This is a genomic window from Tardiphaga sp. P4_G1, from assembly GCF_056401215.1.
Genome location: NZ_JBFUJU010000004.1, coordinates 513,896 through 534,454 on the forward strand (window position 1 = coordinate 513,896; position 20,559 = coordinate 534,454).

At 60.9% G+C, this 20,559-nt stretch carries 14 protein-coding genes; 7 read left to right on the forward strand and 7 right to left on the reverse strand.

All coding sequences use genetic code 11. From position 1 onward, the window contains the following. The first annotated feature begins 46 nt into the window (after nt 1-46). From AC1DUY_RS12650 to AC1DUY_RS12665, 4 genes are all read left to right on the forward strand, one after another. A complete protein-coding gene (locus AC1DUY_RS12650) occupies nt 47-1,444 on the forward strand; it encodes a CoA transferase (RefSeq protein ID WP_478114602.1) in 1,398 nt (465 codons plus the stop codon). Between the two features lie 220 nt (nt 1,445-1,664). Then, nucleotides 1,665-2,834, forward strand: coding sequence for an efflux RND transporter periplasmic adaptor subunit (locus tag AC1DUY_RS12655; protein ID WP_478114604.1), 1,170 nt, complete (start codon nt 1,665-1,667; stop codon nt 2,832-2,834). 36 nt (nt 2,835-2,870) lie between these two features. Further along, a complete protein-coding gene (locus AC1DUY_RS12660; protein WP_478114606.1) occupies nt 2,871-5,993 on the forward strand; it encodes an efflux RND transporter permease subunit in 3,123 nt (1,040 codons plus the stop codon). 250 nt (nt 5,994-6,243) lie between these two features. Next, nucleotides 6,244-8,808: an HWE histidine kinase domain-containing protein gene (locus AC1DUY_RS12665; protein ID WP_478114608.1), complete on the forward strand. Its 2,565-nt coding sequence runs from the start codon at nt 6,244-6,246 to the stop codon at nt 8,806-8,808. Nucleotide 8,809: 1 nt separating this feature from the next. Here AC1DUY_RS12665 and AC1DUY_RS12670 read toward each other — a convergent pair whose 3' ends face one another. Then, the gene (locus AC1DUY_RS12670; RefSeq protein ID WP_478114610.1) at nt 8,810-10,225 is read right to left on the reverse strand and encodes a TolC family outer membrane protein; all 1,416 of its coding nucleotides are present in this window, start codon (nt 10,223-10,225) and stop codon (nt 8,810-8,812) included. 330 nt (nt 10,226-10,555) lie between these two features. Between AC1DUY_RS12670 and AC1DUY_RS12675 the strand changes: the two genes are divergently transcribed. Next, nucleotides 10,556-12,406 carry an acetyl-CoA hydrolase/transferase C-terminal domain-containing protein gene (locus tag AC1DUY_RS12675; RefSeq protein ID WP_478114612.1) on the forward strand — a complete coding sequence of 617 codons (1,851 nt, stop codon included), beginning with the start codon at nt 10,556-10,558 and terminating at the stop codon, nt 12,404-12,406. Here AC1DUY_RS12675 and AC1DUY_RS12680 read toward each other — a convergent pair. Then, nucleotides 12,403-13,182, reverse strand: a complete 780-nt coding sequence (locus tag AC1DUY_RS12680; RefSeq protein ID WP_478114614.1) for an enoyl-CoA hydratase — start codon at nt 13,180-13,182, stop codon at nt 12,403-12,405. The genes AC1DUY_RS12675 and AC1DUY_RS12680 overlap by 4 nt on opposite strands. 77 nt (nt 13,183-13,259) lie before the next feature. After that, on the reverse strand, nt 13,260-13,940 hold the full coding sequence (locus tag AC1DUY_RS12685; RefSeq protein ID WP_478114616.1) for a hypothetical protein: 681 nt from the start codon (nt 13,938-13,940) through the stop codon (nt 13,260-13,262). A 332-nt stretch (nt 13,941-14,272) separates the two neighbouring features. On the opposite strand from AC1DUY_RS12685, the gene AC1DUY_RS12690 reads away from it, so the two are divergent. Next, nucleotides 14,273-14,818, forward strand: coding sequence for a sigma-70 family RNA polymerase sigma factor (locus AC1DUY_RS12690; protein ID WP_231077390.1), 546 nt, complete (start codon nt 14,273-14,275; stop codon nt 14,816-14,818). Nucleotides 14,819-14,820: 2 nt separating this feature from the next. Beyond that, complete coding sequence (locus AC1DUY_RS12695) at nt 14,821-15,459, forward strand: NrsF family protein (protein WP_175366664.1); 639 nt, start codon at nt 14,821-14,823, stop codon at nt 15,457-15,459. A gap of 40 nt (nt 15,460-15,499) precedes the next feature. Here the strand turns inward: AC1DUY_RS12695 and AC1DUY_RS12700 are convergent, their stop codons facing one another. The 4 genes from AC1DUY_RS12700 to AC1DUY_RS12715 all read right to left on the reverse strand — a co-directional run bounded on the left by AC1DUY_RS12700 (nt 15,500) and on the right by AC1DUY_RS12715 (nt 20,241). Further along, nucleotides 15,500-16,828, reverse strand: a complete 1,329-nt coding sequence (locus AC1DUY_RS12700) for a flavin-containing monooxygenase (RefSeq protein WP_175366663.1) — start codon at nt 16,826-16,828, stop codon at nt 15,500-15,502. After that, nucleotides 16,825-17,799: an NAD-dependent epimerase/dehydratase family protein gene (locus tag AC1DUY_RS12705; protein ID WP_441229215.1), complete on the reverse strand. Its 975-nt coding sequence runs from the start codon at nt 17,797-17,799 to the stop codon at nt 16,825-16,827. The genes AC1DUY_RS12700 and AC1DUY_RS12705 overlap by 4 nt, the downstream gene beginning before the upstream one ends. Before the next feature lie 189 nt (nt 17,800-17,988). After that, nucleotides 17,989-19,101, reverse strand: coding sequence for a DUF2336 domain-containing protein (locus AC1DUY_RS12710; RefSeq protein ID WP_309949079.1), 1,113 nt, complete (start codon nt 19,099-19,101; stop codon nt 17,989-17,991). A 69-nt stretch (nt 19,102-19,170) separates the two neighbouring features. Further along, complete coding sequence (locus AC1DUY_RS12715; protein ID WP_478114620.1) at nt 19,171-20,241, reverse strand: GGDEF domain-containing protein; 1,071 nt, start codon at nt 20,239-20,241, stop codon at nt 19,171-19,173. Between the last annotated feature and the right edge of the window lie 318 nt (nt 20,242-20,559).

Below are 20,559 nucleotides of genomic sequence, written 5' to 3' on the forward strand. Positions count from 1 at the left end.
GGAAGCGTGAGCTGAATCGGTGGCGTGGGAAAGGGGGAGGACGTTGATGTACGGCATTCGTGAACTGCTCGGCGACCTCTGGAGGCAGGCTGGCGGTGATATTGCGGCGCTCCAGCGTGTCGCGCTGACCGGCAATGAGCCGCAATTGCCGTCGTCATTCCATGTCGGTGCAGCCGCTCAGGTCAGTATCGCTGCGGCCGGAATGGCGGCTGCCGAGATCTGGCGGCTACGCAGCGGACAGACGCAGACTGTCTCTGTCGACATGCGCCATGCCATCGTCGAATGCCGCAGCGAGCGCTATCTGCGCTGCGACGGTAATCCGCCGCCGCCCGCCTGGGATGCGATCGCTGGTGTCTACAAGACCGGCGATGGCAAGTTCGTGCGGCTGCATACCAATTTCCCGCATCATCGCGACGCTGTCTGCCAGGTGCTGTCATGCGCGCCGGAGCGTGAAGCGGTGCAGGCGGCTCTGATGCAATGGAACGGCGAGGCCTTCGAGACCGCAGCCTATGCAGCCGGCGGCGTCGTGGCGCTGATGCGCTCCCATGACGAATGGATGGCGCTGCCGCAGGCTACAGCCGTTGCTGAACTGCCGCTCGTCGAGATCATCCGGATTGGCGACGCCGAACCGAAGCTGTGGCCGATCGGCGCCCGGCCGCTTGCCGGTTTGCGCGTGCTCGATCTCTCACGCGTTATCGCCGGTCCCGTCGCTGGTCGCACGCTTGCGGCCCATGGCGCGGATGTGATGCTGGTCTCCAGCCCCGATCTGCCGGCGATCCCGTGGCTCACCATCGATACCGGCCGCGGCAAGCTCTCGAGCTTCGTGGATCTCCAGAGCGGGCAGGGGCGCGACACCTTGCGAGGATTGCTCGCGCAGGCGGATATCTTCTCGCAGGGCTACCGCCCGCAATCGCTCGCGGCGCTCGGCTTCTCGCCGGAGGAGGCGGCCCGTGTCAGTCCCGGTATCGTCTATGTCTCGCTCTCCGCCTATGGCCGTTCCGGGCCGTGGGCCGGGCGCCGCGGCTTCGACTCCCTCGTCCAATGCGCGACCGGCTTCAACCATGCCGAAGGGCAGGCGGCCGGCGTCGATGGGCCCAGGGAGTTACCGGCCCAGATGCTGGATCACGCCACCGGCTACTTAATGGCGTTCGGCGCCATGATCGCCCGTGCACGTCAGGCGCGTGAAGGCGGTAGCTGGCACGTGCAGGTCTCTCTTGCCCGCACCGGTCAATGGCTGTGGGATATGGGAAGGATCGCGGATGGTCTCGCGGTCGAAGACTTGAAGGGAGAGATGGTCAAAGCCTTTACTGAGGATATGCCGTCCGGATTTGGCCAGTTGTCGGCGGTCCGTCATGCAGCCGTGTTATCGCGAACCCCGGCATCGTGGGTGCGTCCAGCCATGCCCCTCGGCAGCCATCCGGCGGTATGGCCGTCCGGCAATTGAAACCCATTTGCAGGATTTCAAAATTTTAACGAAGATTCGTAAGTGCACACGCGTTTTTAGATTGTCTGAACGCCCAGATGCGCACTATTAGCGCGTGAATGGGACAAATCGCCGCGGAATAAGTGCGTTTCCTACCAAGGACTGGACAGTGACGAATTTAGATCAACGATCTCAGCTGTTTAGCGGAAAACGCCTGATCGCGGGCGGTTGCATTGCTGCTATGCTGGTCGCCGCAGGCGTCGGCTACGTGCGGCTGTCCACCCCGTCGAAGGGGCATTCCGACGTTTCGAGCCAGTCGCGAAAGAACCCGCAGCGTTATGCAACGTCGCCGTCGGAATGGGCGAGCCTGACCATCGAGCCGGTCACTGTGCGTGCCTTCCGCGCCGAACACGTCACCGAGGGCAAGATTGCCGTCGATGAGGACCGCTCGACCCCGATCTTCTCACCCTATGCCGGCCGCGTCACCAAGCTGCTCGCCAAGCCAGGCGACCACGTCGAAAAGGGCCAGCCGCTCTTTGTGATCGAAGCAGCCGACACCGTCGGCGCGCAGAATGATTTCGTTGCCGCGACCACGGCTCTCAACAAGGCGAAGTCGCAAGTCGACCTCGCACAGATCCAGGACAAGCGCGCCCGCGACCTGTTCGAAGGCAAGGCTGTGCCGCTGAAAGACTATCAGCAGAGCCAGGCCACGCTGCTGCAGGCACAGAACGATCTGCGCACCGCCGACACGGCACTCGAAGCCGCACGCAATCGCCTTCGTATTCTTGGCCTCTCGGAAGACGCCATCACGGCGTTTCAGGAGAAAGGCCGTATCAATCCGGAAACGACGATCTACGCGCCGCTTGCAGGCACGGTGGTTCAGCGCAAGATCGGCCCGGGCCAGTACATCAGCGCCGGCGCTGCCGATCCGGTCTTCGTGATCGGCGATCTCTCATCGGTGTGGCTCACGGCCTTCGTGCGCGAGACCGAAGCTGCTGCCGTGCAGATCGGTCAGGAAATGAGTTTCACCGCACTCGCGCTGCCGGGCCGTGTGCTCACTGGCCGCATCAGCTATGTCGCGACTGCGCTCGATCCCGCGACGCGTCGTCTGCTGGTACGTGCCACGCTGGACAACAGCAACGGTCTGCTGAAGCCGGAAATGTTCACCACCGTGACGATCTACGCGCCTGGCGACCAGCCGACGATAGGCGTGCCGAAAACGGCGCTGATCTATGAAGGCGATCAGGTCCGCGTCTGGGTCGCGCATGACGACAAGACCATCGAGCTGCGCACGATCAAGACCGGTATGACCAATGGCAATCTCGTCGAGGTCCATGGCAACCTGAAAGCCGGCGAACGCATCGTCACCAAAGGCAGCTTGTTTATCGATCGCGCGGCCTCCGCCAGCTAACCCCCAGCTTCGGCTCTTCTGAAAGGTCCGATCTGGATGGATCGTCTTGTTGCTCTGGCCGTCGACCGTCGCTTCCTGATGGTGGCGATGTTCGCCGTCGTTTTCATCGGTGGTCTGTTTGCTTTCAATCAGCTGAATATCGAGGCCTATCCCGATCCGACCCCGCCGATGGTCGATATTGTGACCCAGAGCAACGGTCTCTCTGCCGAGGAAATCGAACGCTACATCACGATTCCGATCGAAGCGCAGGTCGCGGGCATCAAGAACCTCAAAACGATCCGCACTATCTCGCTCTACGGTCTCTCCGACGTCAAATTGCAGTTTTCGTTCGACTACACCTATGACGAAGCATTGCAGCAAGTCCTGAACCGGTTGTCGCAGCTCGGGACCTTGCCGGGCAATGCACAGCCGACGATATCGCCGATCTCTGCGGTAGGGGAAATCTTCCGTTATCGTCTGGTGGGGCCGCCGAACTACAGCGTGCTCGATCTCAAGACCCTGCAAGATTGGATCATGCAGCGCCGCTTCCGTGCGGTACCAGGGGTCATCGACGTCATTGGTTGGGGTGGCAAGACCAAAACCTATGAGATCCAGGTCGACTTCAGCAAGCTCGTTGCCTATGGCTTGACGCTGCCGCAACTGCTGACCGCCGTCGGCAACGCCAATATCAATGTCGGCGGCAACACCGTGAATATCGGCGCGCAATCGGCCGTGGTGCGCGGCGTCGGCCTCATTCGCTCGATCGACGACCTTTCCAATACGATGATCTCCCAGACCAACGGCAATCCGGTTCTGGTCAAGGATGTCGCCACGGTGTCGGTCGGCGAGAAGCCGCGCCTCGGCATTGCCGGTCTCAATCAGGAGGACGATATCGTCCAGGGCATCGTGCTGATGCGCCGCGGCGAGAAGAGTTCACCGACCATCGCGCGTGTCGAACAGCTGGTGCAGCAGATCAATCGCGGAGGCATCTTGCCGCCCGGCGTGCGGATCGAACGTATCTATGACCGCAAGGACCTGATCGACACCACCACGCATACGGTGCTGCACAACATGGTCGTCGGCATCCTGCTGATCGTGCTGCTGCAATGGATGTTCCTCGGCAACTTGCGCAGCGCGCTGATTGTTGGCGCCACTATTCCGTTTGCCCTGTTTTTCGCTGTCATCATTCTGGTGCTACGCGGCGAATCCGCCAACCTGCTATCGGTGGGCGCCATCGATTTCGGCCTGATCGTGGATGGTACGGTCATCATGGTGGAGGCCATCTTCAGACGGTTGACCCAGACCACAGAGCTTTCCGAAGCGGAGCGCAGCCACATCTCGCCCGAGACCATCATGGGCATGAAGAAGCATGGCATCCTCAGCGCATCCGCTGACGTGTCGCGCTCGATCTTCTTTGCCGCCGCGATCATCATCGCCGCATTCCTGCCGCTGTTCACGCTGTCCGGTGTTGAAGGCAATATCTTTGGACCGATGGCGCGGACCTACGCTTATGCGCTCGCCGGTGGCCTGATCGCGACATTCACCGTCACGCCTGCGCTGAGCGCGATCATTCTGCCGGCGCATGTCCAGGAGACCGAAACCTGGATCATGCGCCAGCTACATCGCCTCTACATGCCGGTGCTGCACTGGGCGGTCGCCAGCCGAAAGATCGTACTGGGCATCGCGATCGGTCTCGTCGTGGTGACTTTCTTCATGGCGCGTTTCCTCGGCCTGGAATTTCTGCCGAAGCTGGAAGAGGGCAATCTCTGGATCCGCGCCACGCTGCCGCCGACGATCTCGCTGCAGGAAGGCAACACTTACGTCAACGAGATGCGCAGGCTGATCCGCCAGCAGCCTGAGGTAGAATCCGTCGTCTCGCAGCACGGCCGTCCCGATGACGGCACCGACGCGGCTGGCTTGTTTAACGCGGAATTCTTCGCCCCGCTGAAGCCTGCCTCCGAATGGCCGGCGCCGCAGGACAAGGATGCGCTGACGGCGCGCCTGCTCAAGGAACTGCAGACGAAATTTCCCGGCGTCGAGTTCAATTTCTCGCAATATCTGCAGGACAACGTCTCTGAAGCCGTCTCCGGCGTGAAAGGCGAGAACTCGATCAAGCTCTACGGCAACGATCTGGATGCACTCACCAAGACCGCTAACGAGATAAAGGCCGTACTGTCGACGGTGCAGGGCGTGACGGATCTCGCCGTGTTCACATCGCTGGGGCAGCCAACCATCCAGATCGACGTCGACCGTGCCAAGGCTGCGCGCTACGGATTGTCGCCCGGCGATATCAACGCCACCATCAAGGTGGCCATCGGCGGCGACTCCGCGGGCGATCTCTATGAGCCCGGCAGCGATCGGCATTTCCCGATCATGGTGCGGCTGGCGCCGGAATATCGCCGTAGCGCTGAGGCGATCCAGAATTTGCGCATCGGCGCACCAGGTCCGAACGGCACGATCGCGCAGATCCCGCTAAGTGAAGTGGCATCGATCAATCTCGTCTCGGGTGCAGCCTACATCTATCGCGAGAACCAGGAGCGGTATCTGCCGATCAAGTTCTCGGTACGCGAACGCGATCTCGGCAGCGCCATTCAGGAAGCGCAGGACAAGGTCGCAGCGCTCGTTCAGCTGCCGTCGGGCTCGCGGACCGAATGGGTCGGCGAGTTCGGCAATCTTCAGGACGCTATCGCACGGCTTTCCATCGTCGTGCCGATCAGTCTCGCTCTGATAGGCGTGCTGCTCTGGTTCAACTTTGGCTCGATGGCCGACACACTGCTGGCCATGAGCGTGATCCCAATGGCGATCTTTGGCGGCGTGCTCGGTCTGCTGATCACGGGTATTCCGTTCAGCGTATCGGCGGCGATCGGCTTCATCGCGCTGTTCGGCATTGCTGTCATGGACGGCATCCTGATCCTGTCACAATACAATCAGCTGATCGACGAGGGCTATGAGCGCATCAAGGCTGTGATCCGGACCGGCGAGTTGCAACTGCGGCCGGTGCTCATGACCTGCATCGTTGCGGGCGTCGGCCTGCTGCCGGCGGCGCTGTCGGAGGGAATCGGGTCTCAGGTCCAGAAGCCGCTCGCGGTTGTCGTCGTCACTGGCATGATGCTGGCGCCGCTGGTGATCCTGATCACCCTGCCGGTGCTGATCTCGTTCTTCTCAAGCCGGGCGCGTTAAACCAGCTTGCGACGGGAGCGGCTCGGGCTGTCCCTGAGGCAGCCCAATGGCCATATCCAAAAAACCGGCCTCGGCATGGATCGAAACCGGCGCTTGCCCGTTGACCGGTTCCCCACCCGGCTATTCCAGCCCCTGTGGCGTTTCGGTAGGTGCTCTTGAACGCTGTATTTACTGATCTTTTTTCAAAGATGCAGCCGTGCCATGCTGGCGGCCGTCGTTTCGAGCGCCGCATCTTTTCAGAGACTTTTTGATGCTCACCAAGACCGCCTCTGTCGACCTGACCAATTGCGACCGCGAGCCAATCCACATCCCCGGCAGTGTTCAACCCTATGGTTGTCTGCTCGCCTGCGATGGCTCTGTCGGGATGGTCCGGCGCCATTCGATCAATGCCGGCGCGATGCTTGGTGTGGGATCAGGCGACATCAATGGCCGCAGGCTGGACGATCTGATCGGCGAGGGGCCGGCGCACGACATTCGCAATGCCATCGCCAAATGGGGCAACCAGCAGCGCCCGGGACTGCTGATTGATTTCAAGGTCGCGCATTCGCAGACCGCGTTCAACGTCGCTGTGCATCGGCACAAGGGCGTCAACATCATCGAATTCGAGCCTGTGGACGCCAGCGAGGCGACACCGCCTCTGGAGTTGTCGCGCTTGCTGATCGGCCGCATCGGTCAATGCAACGATCTCGACGTGCTGTTTGACAATGCGGCGCGGCTGCTGCGTGGCGGACTCGGCTACGACCGGGTGATGGTCTATCAATTCGCTCATGATGGTTCCGGCCGGGTGATCAGCGAGGCGCGCCGCGGCGATCTCGAGAGCTTTCTGGGGCAGCACTTCCCGGCCGGCGACATCCCGCAGCAGGCGAGGGTGCTCTACGTCCAGAACACCGTGCGTATCGTCTCGGATGCAAGCGGTGAGCGCGTGGCCATCGAGCCGGAGTTCGACACATCTGGTGAACCGCTCGACCTGTCCTTTGCACATCTGCGCAGCGTTTCGCCGATCCACTGCGAGTATCTGCGCAATATGGGCGTCGGTGCGTCGATGTCGATTTCCATCATCCACGACGGCGCGCTGTGGGGGCTGATCGCTTGCCATCACTATGCACCGCGCGCGCTTTCCATGGAGAAACGCGTTGCTGCAGAGATGTTTGGCGAGTTCTTTTCCATGCAACTGGCCGGGCTTCTTCAAAAACGCAAACTGGCTGCTAGCGAAAGCGCGCGGCGCTATCTCGACCAGCTGTTGCACAATGTTTCGCATCACGGCGATGTCGAAGACCTGCTCAAGGAAAGCATTCGCGATTTTAGCGTGCTGATGCCGTGTGACGGTATTGGCCTATACCTCAACAAGACCTGGACGTCTTATGGCAGCGCGCCGCCGGCTGCGGCAGTGCCGGCGCTGATGGGCTTCATCAATTCGGTCGCCGAGGGCAGGGTGTGGGCGACGAGCGCATTGTCAGATAGATTGCCGGCGGCTGAAGACTATGCCCTTGCCGTTTCCGGCGTGCTGGCCGTGCCCTTGTCGCAACTGCCGCGCGATTATCTTCTGTTCTTTCGTAGCGAAGTTGCGCAAACCCTGAACTGGGCGGGTGATCCCAACAAGACGTACGAAATCGGTCCATTGGGCGATCGGCTGACACCGCGCAAGAGCTTCTCGATCTGGAAGGAGACCGTACAGCGCCAGTCCCAGCCATGGTTGCAAAACGAGCGGGACACCGCCGAGGCTGTGCGCTCGGCTTTGGTGGAAGTGGTGCTTCGCCACAACGAATTACTGGCGGATGAGCGGCACAAGGCTGACCTGCGCCAGAAAATGCTGAATGAAGAACTCAATCATCGCGTCAAGAATATCCTGGCGCTGATCAAATCACTGGTCTCGCACCCGGTCGAGGATGGCCGCAGCATCGAGGATTATGTCGCCTCCCTGAAGGGACGTATTCAGGCCTTGTCGCTTGCGCATGATCAGGTCATCCGCGGCGCCGGTGGCGGTGCGTTAGAGGGATTGCTCGATGCGGAATTTTCGCCGTATCGCGAGTCGGTGAAAGCGATCGAGGTAACCGGGCCCGATGTTTCGCTCGACGCTCGGGCCTATTCGGTACTCGCATTGGTGCTGCACGAACTGGCCACCAATGCCGCCAAATATGGTGCGCTTTCCGTAAGCACGGGGCGCTTGTCACTCCAGTGGAAACGCACCGATATCAGCGATTGCGAAATCCACTGGCTTGAGCGCGACGGCCCCCTTGTCGCGCCGCCATTGCGGCCGGGCTTTGGATCGATGCTGATCAGCCGTAGCATTCCCTACGACCTCGGCGGCGAAAGTGATGTCGATTATGAGCCGGCCGGCGCGCGCGTGCGGTTGCTCATCCCGGCGCGCTTCGTTGTCTGGCCCGCGCCGGCGGCGGCGCGCAACGTGCGCGCCCGACGCGAGGACGACAGGCCGATGGCGTCGATGCGCGGCTTGAAGGTGTTGATGGTCGAGGACCAGCTTCTGATTGCCATGGACGTCGAGACCATGCTGACCCACGAGGGCGCGGCATCGGTCGAGACAGCATCTTCGGTCAAGGAGGCATTGATCGCGCTGGCGATCATGAGGCCTGATGTTGCCATCCTCGACGTCAATCTCGGCAATGGTAGTTCGGTGCCGGTGGCCCAGGCATTGCGCGAGCGGGGCATCCCCTTCGTCTTCGCCACAGGTTATGGCGAAACCAGCCTGATCCCGGCGTCGATGGATGACGTGCCGATCGTACGCAAGCCCTACGACCTCGCATCGCTGGTCGCCGCGATGACCACGGCGATGACGAAGAAGAGCTCGGCCGGATAGTTTACTGCCCCGAGGGCGTGCGCAGCCCGTGCCAGGCATCGCGCACCTGATGGTAATGAACTTCTGGTAGATAGTCTGGCGTGTTCAGCCCAAGCGTCTTCACATCCAGCCTGCCAATTGCGCTGAGCAGCGAATAGGATGCGATGACCCGGTCACGTTGCGCGCCAATCAGGCGTGCCTTTGCCTGTACGAGATCCTGCTGTGAGTTCAGGACGTCGACAGTAGTGCGCTGACCGCCTTGGGCCTCGCGCTGTACGCCCTGTAGTGCAACGCCAGCGGCGCGTACTTCGGCTTCCGCAGCGCTGACAGCGGTCTTGGCGCCTTCATTTGACACCCATGCACCGACGACTGCGGTGCGGGCCTGATTACGGACCTGCTCGAGCACCAGGCGGCTGACCGACGACAGTTCCTTGGCCTGGCGCGTCTGCGCAGCACCGAGGCCGCCGTCATAGATCGGCGCAGTCAATTGGCCGACGATCGAAGCCTGGTCGGTGCCAAAAGTGCCAAGCGTCGGATCCGATTGGCTGGATTTGCTGGCGCTGCCCTGCAGCGTCAGAGTAGGCAACAGACTGCTCTCCGCCACCTTGATCGTCGTGGTCGCCACATCAACATCGTAGCCGGCTGCCAGCACGGCGGGGTGCGCCTTGAAGGCCTGATTGACGGCATCGTCGCGGTTGCGCGGCAGCAGCCGATCCATCGGTTCCGCCGGACTGAGCCGCGAGGGTGCAGCACCAATCACCTGCGTATAAGTTGCCTGGCTGATGGCGAGATTGACCTCGGCGGCGTTGAGATCGGCCTGGCCACGCGCCAGTCGCGCTTCGGCCTGTGACGTGTCGGTGGGCGTGACGTCCCCGGCGTTGAGCCGCTTCTGGGCGATGCCGAGGGTTTCGCGCAGGGAGGTGACGTTGGTGCGCTGGGCTTCGACCAGCGATTGGTTGGCGAGAACATTGGTATAGGCAACGACAGCATCGAGCAGCACGCCCTGGCCGACATTGCGCAGCGCTTCCCGGCCGGACTGGACCTGCAATTCCGCGACGCGGACACTGTTGGCTGTCTTGTTTCCGTTATAAAGCGTCTGGGTGACTGTGACGCCGATGGTCCATGGCTTCAGCGTTGCGCCCTGGATGGTGTTGTCCACGAGCAGGTTGCGTACGGCCTGAAGGCCATAGCTCAGTGTGGCTGCCACCTGGGGCCGGTAGCCGGCCATCGCCTGCGGAACGTTCTCATCGGTGGCACGCTGGCGGGCCCGTTCGCCGTTCAGCTGCGGATTGGACTGATAGGCTTTGGCAAGGGCTTCCGACACCGTTTCGGCTCGGGCATCGACCGCAGCAAAAATGCCATAGCCAATCAGGCTCAGGGCCATGCCTTTCCGAAGCGCGCGCCTTGCGGCGAGGCCAAATATGCCGTGACGAACCATATTATCCCAAAGCAATCTTCGGACGTCCGCCCCCGCTGACGTCTAGGTATGTTTAGAGGGCGTTGCCTTTGCAGGCAAACCATCCGGCGAAGAACCTCCGGGCTTTTGCGCTTTCCCCACAGGGCATTTGGTTGCCCCGATTTGCTTGATTGATCAGGACTCTAGGGAGGATGGGGCGCTCCGTGAATGCGACGAATAAACCCGCTTCACATGGCCGCGTGTGTTGCATGTCGGGCACATTTCTGAATAACCGCACGCAGTGGTAACTCTGTCCGGCTTTGCTGCGCGATTGCGCTGAGGAGCTGCCGATCCTGCCCAGCCGGAATGCCTATGCCCAAGATCTTCACTGATCCCGACGCCATCGCCGAAGACATCATTCGCGACGTTGGGACGACGCTCGTGGTCGGGCTGCCGCTCGGGCTTGGCAAGGCCAACCATATTATCAATGCGCTCTATCAGCGCGCGCTGGCCGATCGCAATGTCAGACTGACGTTCTTCTCTGCCCTGACACTGGAGAAGCCGAGACCATCCAGCGAGCTGGAGAAGCGCTTCATCAATCCGGTGATCGAACGGCTGTTCGGGGGCTATCCCGATCTCGCTTATGCAAACGCGATGCATAAAGGTGAGCTGCCGCCAAACATTCAGGTCAACGAATTCTTCTTCCTTGCGGGAAAATGGCTGCGGGTTGCCGACGCGCAGCAGCACTATATTTCGGCGAACTACACCCATGCGTCGTCCTATCTTCTGACGCGCGGGCTCAACGTCATCACGCAATTGGTGTCGAAGCGTGTGGTCGATGGCGCCGCGCGCTATAGTCTGAGCTGCAATACCGACACCACACTTGATCTGATGCGGGCGCGCAATGAAGGTCGCGTCTCGTTCAGGCTAATCGGTCAGGTCAATTCGGAATTGCCCTTCATGCCGGGGCAGGGTGATCTTACCAGCGATGAGTTTCACGCGGTGCTCGAAAGCCCGGAGACTGAATTTCCGCTGTTTGCGCCCCCGTCCGAACCGGTCAACGACACCAAATACGCGATTGGATTACACGCTGCCGGCCTGGTGTGCGACGGCGGCACGCTGCAGATCGGCATTGGGCAAGTGGGCGATGCGCTGGCGCAGGGCCTGATCGTTCGCCACCGCGACAATGCGGCGTTTCGTAATCTGATGCAGCGTCTTGCCCCCGACGCGCCTCCGAAAGAAGTCGCGACGTTCGAACGCGGCCTCTACGGCGTCAGTGAAATGCTGTTCGAAGCATTTCTCGGTTTGATTGATGCGGGCATTCTCAAGCGCGAGGTGGATGACACCATCGTGCATGGCGCGTTCTTTCTTGGGCCGAAGGCATTCTATCAGGCGCTGCGCGACATGACGCCGGAGCGTCTGGCGAAAATCCAGATGATGCCGGTGTCATTCACCAACGAACTCTACGGTGACGAAGATGCCAAACGCCGTGCGCGCGTCGATGCGCGCTTCGTCAACAACACGATGATGGCGACGCTGATGGGCGCTGCGATCTCCGACGGTCTCGAGAACGGCCAGGTCGTGAGCGGGGTCGGCGGGCAGTATAATTTCGTCTCACAGGCTTTTGCTCTGGAGGGGGCACGCTCGATCCTGACTCTCGAAGCGACGCGCGCCGGCAAGAAGCCAGCCTCCAATATTCGCTGGAGCTACGGTCACACCACAATCCCGCGACACCTGCGCGATATCATCGTGACGGAGTATGGTGTCGCCGATCTGCGCGGGAAATCCGATGCGGATGTGATTGCGGAAATGCTGCAGGTGTCCGACTCGCGCTTTCAGTCGGAGCTGATGAAGCAGGCCAAGGAGGCTGGAAAGCTTCCCAAGAGCTATGACATTCCTGCTGCGTATCGCGACAACGTGCCCGAGCGAATCTCCGCTGTCCTCAGGCCGGCGCGGGACGCCGGTCTGCTGCCCATGTTCCCGTTTGGTAGCGACTTCACCGAAGTAGAACAGCGCCTGATCCCCGCACTACAGATCCTCGGCGCTGCATCGGCGTCCCCGCAGAAGCTCGCTGGATTGTTCTGGGAGGGCATGACGCATACAGCCAGCGCATCTGATGAGGCGGCGCTTGCGCGGCTCGGGCTCGATCGTCCGGCCACATGGGCCGAACGTGCCTATCGTATGCTGGTATCCGCCGCGCTCGCGCGCAGCGGCTCAGCCTAGCGGTTCTTGTTGACCGGCTTCCGCTTCTCGATGAAGGCGGCCATGCCTTCCGAACGGTCTTCCAGCGCGAATGTCGCGTGAAACAGATCGCGTTCGACCTTGAGGCCTTCGGAAAGCGGCGTCTCGAAGGCGCGATTGACGGCGTTCTTTGCCATCGTCGCTACCGGGCGCGACATGGCGGCGATCTTTTCCGCCATGGCGATGGCTTCTTCCATCAGCTTGTCGGCCGGGACAATGCGGCTGACGAGACCGGAGCGCTCGGCTTCCGCCGCATCCATCATGCGGCCCGTCAGGCAGAGGTCCATCGCCTTCGATTTGCCGATGGCGCGGGTGAGGCGCTGGGTGCCACCGATGCCGGGAATGGTGCCAAGCGTGATTTCCGGCTGGCCGAACTTCGCGGTGTCTGCGGCGATCATGATGTCGCACATCATGGCGAGTTCGCAGCCGCCACCGAGCGCATAGCCAGAGACGGCAGCAATGGTCGGTTTGGTACAGGTGGCGACACGGTCGCCGCCGATCGCGGTGAAGTCGCTGGAGAACATGTCGATGAAACTCTTTGGCTGCATCTCCTTGATATCTGCTCCGGCGGCAAATGCTTTCTCGCTGCCGGTCACGATGATGCAGCCCACGGCGGTGTCGGCTTCCAGCTCGTCGACGGCGATCTTGATTTCGCTGAACACACCGAAAGAAAGCGCATTGAGCATCTTCGGGCGATTCAGCGTGATGATGCCGACCGCGCCTTTGCGCTCAACGATGAGGTGTTCGTAGCTGCTCATGTTCCATCCCGCGGATTTTTTGCCGAAGCTGCCAGGATCGGCAGCCCCGCGCAATTTGCCCGCTCGGGGGATGGGGTTCAAGCCATAAACATACGGGCCGCAGAGGCCATGGTCAGCAAACCGCCAAATGCGATGAAGATCTTACCAACAAGGGAGGTCTTGTCCCAGGTCGTGCTGTTCTCGCTGGCGACTTCCGGTGCCGGCGTATCGATGGTGGCTTTTGCGAGCGTCAGCGGCGGCTTGTCGTTGCTGATGGCACGATCAAGGTCGTTGAGCTGGTCAGCGGCAACGAGCTGCGCATTGCTGGCGCCGGAATCCGGCGACGTCGTTGCGGGCTGTTCCTGCTGGCCGCCGATTTGGCCAAGCGCGCTGCCGGCTTGCGATGACATGTTGTAGGTGTTGGTTGCTGCGGTCTCAGAGGGCCATTGCGCATTGGCATTGGCGACCAATGACGGGATGGCGGAATCACTGCTTCCCGGCTTCGCGTCTTCCGTCCTCGCGGTGTCCTCCTCAGCGGGCTTTTTCGACGCCTTGGTTGCCTGTCGGTCGGACTTGCGCGATTTCGTTTCGCTCTTCCTGGCACTGCGGTGCTTGGTGGCCTTCGCCGGTTCGGCGGATGTGTCTGCGGCGCTGCCGACCGCTGCGGCCGGCTCGGATGCCGGGGCGTCGTTTTCGGTCGCGTAAAGCGGTGCCGATGTGCAGATCCACAATCCGGCTGCGATGACCAATGCCGCCCGCCCGCTGGCTCTGATGTTCATGGAAATCTCCCCAAAATACCGGCCCCCAATGGCCGCAAGGGAAACTGCGCAGGTGTTCACACCGGGGCAAAAAAAGGGAATCTTCGGACGAGTCCGGCAAAAACGGGGCATGAACACCGCCGCAGTCATCGTCTCCACAGGCCTCAGGAAAAATCTGCCTTTGAAATCAAGGCGACGGATGCCACTCTGACGGTTCGATGTTATGAGCCGGATATCTTTGAAATCTTCGGTCCGGGATTGGGACGTAGGTGAGGGGCTTCACGGTTCCGTGATTTTTCTCTCAGCTGACGTAACAAATTGAACTATCCGCCGAATTGGCTTTAGGAGCGCGCGTGCGCGGACGTGACGACGAATGGACCGATCTGATGCGGTCGGCCAATGCAGGGGATAGCGTTGCTTATCATCGCCTGCTGAAGTCGGTTACGCCCGTGCTGCGCGCCGGAGCACGGCAGGGCCTGTCACGGGCTGGCCAGCCGCCCGATCAGGCCGAGGATATTGTGCAGGACATTTTGCTGGCGGTGCATTTGAAGCGGCAGACCTGGGACGCAAACGCGCCATTCGCGCCGTGGCTGTTTGCGATCGCTCGCAACAAATTGATCGATGCGCTGCGCCGGCGCGGGCGTCGGACCTTCGTCAACATCGACGATTTTGCCGAGACGATTCCGAGCGAAGCGCCCGCCGAAACATTGCCCACCGTCGAGATATCCAATCATCTCGCCGATCTTCCGCCGCGGCAGCGCGACGTGTTGCGATCGATCGCGGTGGAAAGCGCATCCATCAAGACCACGGCGTCGAAATTGTCGATGACCGAAGGTGCCGTACGCGTGGCGTTGCATCGTGGGCTCGCGAGCCTCGCAGCCAAGCTGCGAAAGGATTGACCATGGATACCGATCGCCTGATTCAAACGCTCGCCGCCGACAATGATCAGAGGCCGCGTCCCGTGAGCACGCAGCTCGCGATGGCCTTGTTGGTCACGCTGCCGGTGGTGGCGGCGATGTTGCTGGTGACGCTTGGCATTCGCCCGGACTTCATGTCGGCGATGCGGAATCCGTTCTTCGATACGAAGTTTCTGGTGACCTTGGCGCTCGCCATTCCAGCCATTGTGATCAGTGTCCATCTGTCCCGGCCCGAGGCGTCGTTGGGGCGCTGGATCTGGCTGTTGCTGCTGTCGCCGTTCATACTCATCGTGGCGTTGATCGTCGAAATGACGATGCCGCAGCGCGCCCCGATGATGGTGCGCATTATCGGCAGAAACTCGTCGCTGTGTTCGGCGGCGATCACGCTGCTGTCGCTGCCGATCCTCGGCGGCGCGATGATCGCGCTGCGCCACGGCGCGCCGTCACGCCCCGCCGTTGCCGGTGCACTCGCGGGATTGATGTCAGCCGGGCTAGGGGCGACGTTTTACGCCGCGCATTGCGCGGACGACTCGCCGCTGTTTGTCGCGACCTGGTACACGCTCGCAGCCCTCGTCGTGGCGGCGCTGGGTGCAGCTATCGGTTCGAAAGTACTGCGCTATTGAGCGGTGCGAGAGCCACGCGTTCCGCGAAAAATGAATCCGGTCAGGCCGATGCCATGGCCGCTGGACGCCCACTTGCCGCCTTTGCAATGTCGCCGTTGAGCTCGCCGGCATAATCCTTGAAATCGACTTCCAGCGTGTAGCGCGCTGAATTGAGCCAGGTGCTGATCTTCCTCTGGTGAAAGTCGCGGACCTCCAGCGCCATATCGCCAGGGCTGGGCAGGGCGACCTTTCCGGTCAGCACAGATGCGATCCATCGGGCCTGGATTTCGACCAGCGGTATGGTCGGCCCGATGGGCTGCACCAATCCGGCAAAGAACAGGCCGGGTCGGTTCGGCGGCGTGATGCGCCGATAGAGATCGACCATGCCGCCATCTTCCGGCACCGAGAAGATCTCGGGCGCGAGGAACGGGAAGCTGGTCTTGTAACCGGTTGCGTAGATCACCGCGTCGAAGCTCTCCTGCGTGCCATCGGCGAAGGCGATGGCGTCCCCCTCCAGCGCGGTGACGTTTGGCTTGATGCTGATCCAGCCATGGCCGATATAAGGCAGCAGCTCCTGGCTCAATGTCGCATGTTCGCGCCACATGGGATGTTTCGGCTTCGGCACGCCGAAGCGGGTCTGGTCGCCGACAGCGAGATAGATCAGCCGTGCCATGATCATGCGTGTCAGCAGTGTCGGGAATTTCAGCTTGCGCGCGAAGAAGGCTGACCAGCGATCGATCGGGATGCCCATCATGTATTTCGGCATGATATGGGCGCCGGTTCGCGTGGACAGCACGACGCTGCTGGCGCGCTTGCAGAGATCGATGGCGATATCGACGGCCGAATTTCCGATGCCGACGACCAGCACCTTCTTATCCTCGAAAGGCTGCGCGGTGCGATACTGGCTGGAATGAATCGCCGTGCCGTTGAATGTGCCAGAGAACGTCGGCCAACGCGGATCCCAGAGATGGCCGTTGGCGACAATCACCGTCTTGTATTCGCGGGTGCCTTCCTTCGTCGTGACGCGCCAGCCGTCATCGGTCTTTTCGACCGAGGTCACTTCGCAGTTGAAGCGGGTGCGAGATCGTGCGCCAAACCGATCCGCATAGGCTTCCAGATATTCCAGCAACTGCTGGTGCGACAGGAAGTCGGGCTTGTCGGCTGGAATCGGAAAATCGGAGTAGCCGAGATTGTTGCGGCTGGTGTCGATATGCAGACTGCGATAGGCGCAGGACAGGCCATTGTCATTGCCGTAGCGCCACATCCCGCCGATATTTGAGCCCTTCTCGTAGATGTCGAAACTGAGCCCCTTGTCGTGCAGGGCCTTGGCAACGGCAATACCGGATGAGCCGGCGCCAATGATGCAGATGTCGACTGCAGGCTCGGTCATGCAGCAGATTTTTCGGCAAGACGCTGGCGATACTGGCTCACGATGTCCTCGAAACTCTTGTCGGCGACGACGCCGAGGGATGGCGCACGGGTGGAAATGAAACCTTTCGGCCAGCTATCGACGATCTTCTTGAGATCGGGATCGAGGGTATATGTCACGTTCGGCGTGGCGTTGGTGACACGTGCAATCGATTCAATGATGTCCTCCATGCTGATCGTCAAAGCAGGCTGATTGAGCACGCGTTTCCCGCGCATCTTGGCTGGATCGGCATTGTGAAGCGTGATCAAATTCTGCGCAACGGTCTCCACCGAAACGACCGGCACTTTGGTGTCCGCGCGCAATGGGCAAATCGACGGCTTTCCGGCGACGCCATCACGAACGATGCCTGCGATACGGTCAGATACCGACTGTGTTGGCGGGCCGGGGTGCACCAGCACGATCGGCAGGCGCAGGGCGCGTGCATCGACCATTCCGTGACGCGTGGCGTCCGCCAGCATCAATTCGGCGATGGCCTTGTGCGTGCCATAGGAGGTTTGTGGACGCTGCAAATGATCGTCATCGACATGATCAGGCAATAGGCCGCCGAAGACCGCGATCGAACTTGGAAAGATCAGGCGCGGCGGAGCATCTTTCGCGCCGATCGCGTCGATCAATTCCGCCAGTGCCGAAACATTCACCGCCAGCGCGCGCGCCGGGTCCTGTTCTGCGGCGCTGGTCAGCACAGCGGCGAGATGAAACACGCTATGGGGTTTCCATGCAGCGATTTTCTTCAGCGTATCGGGTGCGTCGATGTCGGCTTGCAAGTGCCTCACACATCGGTCGGATGCTGGCGGCAGATGTGTGTCGAGAAGGAGGAGCTCCTCGATTGTTTCGCTTGTGCCTGCAGTACTGGTGAGCGCGCCTGCTTGAAGCAGCGCAGAAGTGAGTGTTCTGCCGATGAAGCCACCGGCGCCTGTAATCAAGACGCGCATGAATCCCGCCCTGCTTGATGCCAACCCGTTCCGGCGTTATTCGCCGTGATCGAGGCATCACTATCAGCGCCTTCACCGGCAAGTCGATGCCTGCTGACGGAATGGCTGCTCAGCGCAATTGGCGTTGCGGCGCTCGGTCTCAATGGCCAGACTGCGGCCATTCGCGTGGAACATGTCGACTGACAAACGTCAGGCGGCAGGTAGGTCGGACGTCGCCTGCTGCATACGGTGGAAGCGCAGGACCTGTTGTGCCGCGGAGATGCGCAGACGTTCATAGGTCTCGCGGTCGGTCGCGCTGTCAGACAGCTGTGTTCCAGCGAGTTGCTCGCGCATGTTGATGATGGTCTTGACGGTCTTCCATGAAAAATTCGCGACCTTGCACAGAATGAAAATGCCCTCGCTGCGGGATTCGACCATCATGGTTTCCGCGACGGAGATTGGCACGTTGGCCAGGCACGCGAGCGCGGCGTTAGCCTCGTCGAACTTGCCGGCTTCGGCGAATTTCGCCACTTCGTTTTCATCCAGCCGACCGTCTTCAAACAGGGAGCGTACGAGACCATGGGCGATGACGGTCTGCTGACTGATGCTGCCTGGTGCGGAGCGAGCCCGCCGGGCGACCTGCTGAACCACCAGAGATATGTCGGCGGTGTGGTGGACGTGGGCGGCTTCCAGCTTCGCCCGGACCGAGGCCGACGCCTTGGCGACGAGCTTCAGATAGTGGTGGCGCGGAATGGAGGGACGCAGGCCAACGCATGTCGCAATCGTGTCGTTGCCCTCGGCACGGGAGAGCAGGGTATTGTAGCCGCGCTCTGTAATGTCGGCGCCGCGGTTGTTGACGGTGCTGGTGACGACGGCGTCGTTGCCGCGTTCGACAAGAACATCCGTCAGGGCGCCGCTCAGGACCTTGCGCGTCGAAATCGCGAGCAGATGGTCCTGGCTCTTGGTGCGTGCATTTTCGATCAGCGCATGGTCATCGAGCTGCTCCGATTGTGAGAGCACGGGGGCGGCGACCTCGATCAAATCGTCGAATGCGAGGGTCCGGACGACCCGGGGCGGTGCGACAGGGATGGGTGCCAGTCGCTCGGCCAGAAGGGCCTTTGCAGACGCTTCCATATGCGTCAGCAGGCAATCGAAGACGTCGTCGAACACTGCGATCTGCGCATCGGAGTAGTCCACGGCATTATTGACGAACAGATCCGTGACACGGCGCAGCGTTTCCACGCGCCGTGCGACCGTTCCGTGGGCCAGTGCGGCGTCAAGTTCGTCGAGTAAATTTGGCGATAACGGTGACTTCGAAGACATAAATCAAATCCCGTAATTCTAATCGTGTCCTGCCGCTAATATGTTGCGGCCAGGGTTCGTTAAATTCGTTCAGGCGCTTGCAATTCGATTTCGTCCGCGCTCCTTGGCGGCATAGAGTGCGCTGTCGGCGCGTGCGAGTAAGGTGTCTGGCGTGTCGTTCGGACCCAATGTCGCAACGCCGCCCGAAATCGTCACGGTCAAGCCGTCGGAAAATGCGCTCCAATCCAGTGCTTCGACAATCCCCCGCAAACGGTCGAGCATTTGCACGGCCTTGTCATGCGGCGTGTCCGGCAGCACCAGCAGGAATTCCTCGCCGCCATAGCGGCCGAATTTGTCGATGCTGCGGATATTGGCGAAAATGGTGATGGCGAAGGTCCGCAGTACTTCGTCGCCGGTTGGGTGTCCGAAATTGTCGTTAATCCGCTTGAACCAGTCGAGGTCGATCAGCGCGGCGGTGCAGGGTGTGTTGCTGCGCTGTGCGCGGATGATTTCATCGTCAAGCAGCCGCATGATGCAGCGGCGATTGAACGACCCCGTCAGTTCATCGAGTTCTGCGAGCTCTTCGATGCGCTTGTAGGCGGCCTCGAGTTCAACGCGGCGCCGAAACAGCGCGTCGCGTAGCGAGCTGGAGAAAATGCCAATGAACATACTGCGGGCGATGGTCATCGAGAATGTCAGCAAGGTGCCGAAGCGTTCGATCGAGTTGCTGGAGGGGAGCGTCAAGGGCAGATCGACGAAGAAATACAGCAGCGCGAGGCCGCCGGTCATGACGGTCCAGGCGCCGACACCTTCACGTGGCGAGGTACGCAAGGCGATGACATTGGCCACAAGAAACAATGCGCAGAGAAACACGACGGCGACATTGGGTGCTGTGTAAACGAAGGCGAGCAGAAGTGCGTAAGTGACAGCCGTGTAGGGCGCTGCGAAAAAGTGATCGCGCCAGTCATCCGTCAGGCTGCTCTCGGAGATCGCGAGGAAGATCAGGACAGAGGTAAAAGCGCAGCCGGCATAGGCCGCGACGATGGTGCCATCGATAGTGCCTGCTGCAAGGAAGACGAAAAGCAGCACGACGTTGACGGCATGACTGGCGGCCGCCAATGCGAGCATTTGGCGCCGTCGCTTCAGGCGACGTGCCAGCATATCAGACCGCAACTCTCCATCGACGGCTTCGAAGTCGCCGTTGACTGGATTCAAGACTGATGAAGCGGCTGCGGTCATTGAGCCCATCGATGGGTTTTGCTGATGGAACTCTAGTGCTCAAAGCCTTTAGGTTTGGTATCTATTGCCGCAAGTCAAATCTGGTAACGGGCTACTCATTTGCTGCTCCCGGCGACATCTGTCGACAGATCGCTTACTGCGGGACTGCCAGAAGGTTTCAAGCATAGCTTTGTTGTTTAAGTAAAAATGCCCGGACCGATGACGGGCCCGGGCGAGTTGACTTGATGTGGCGGACAAGCC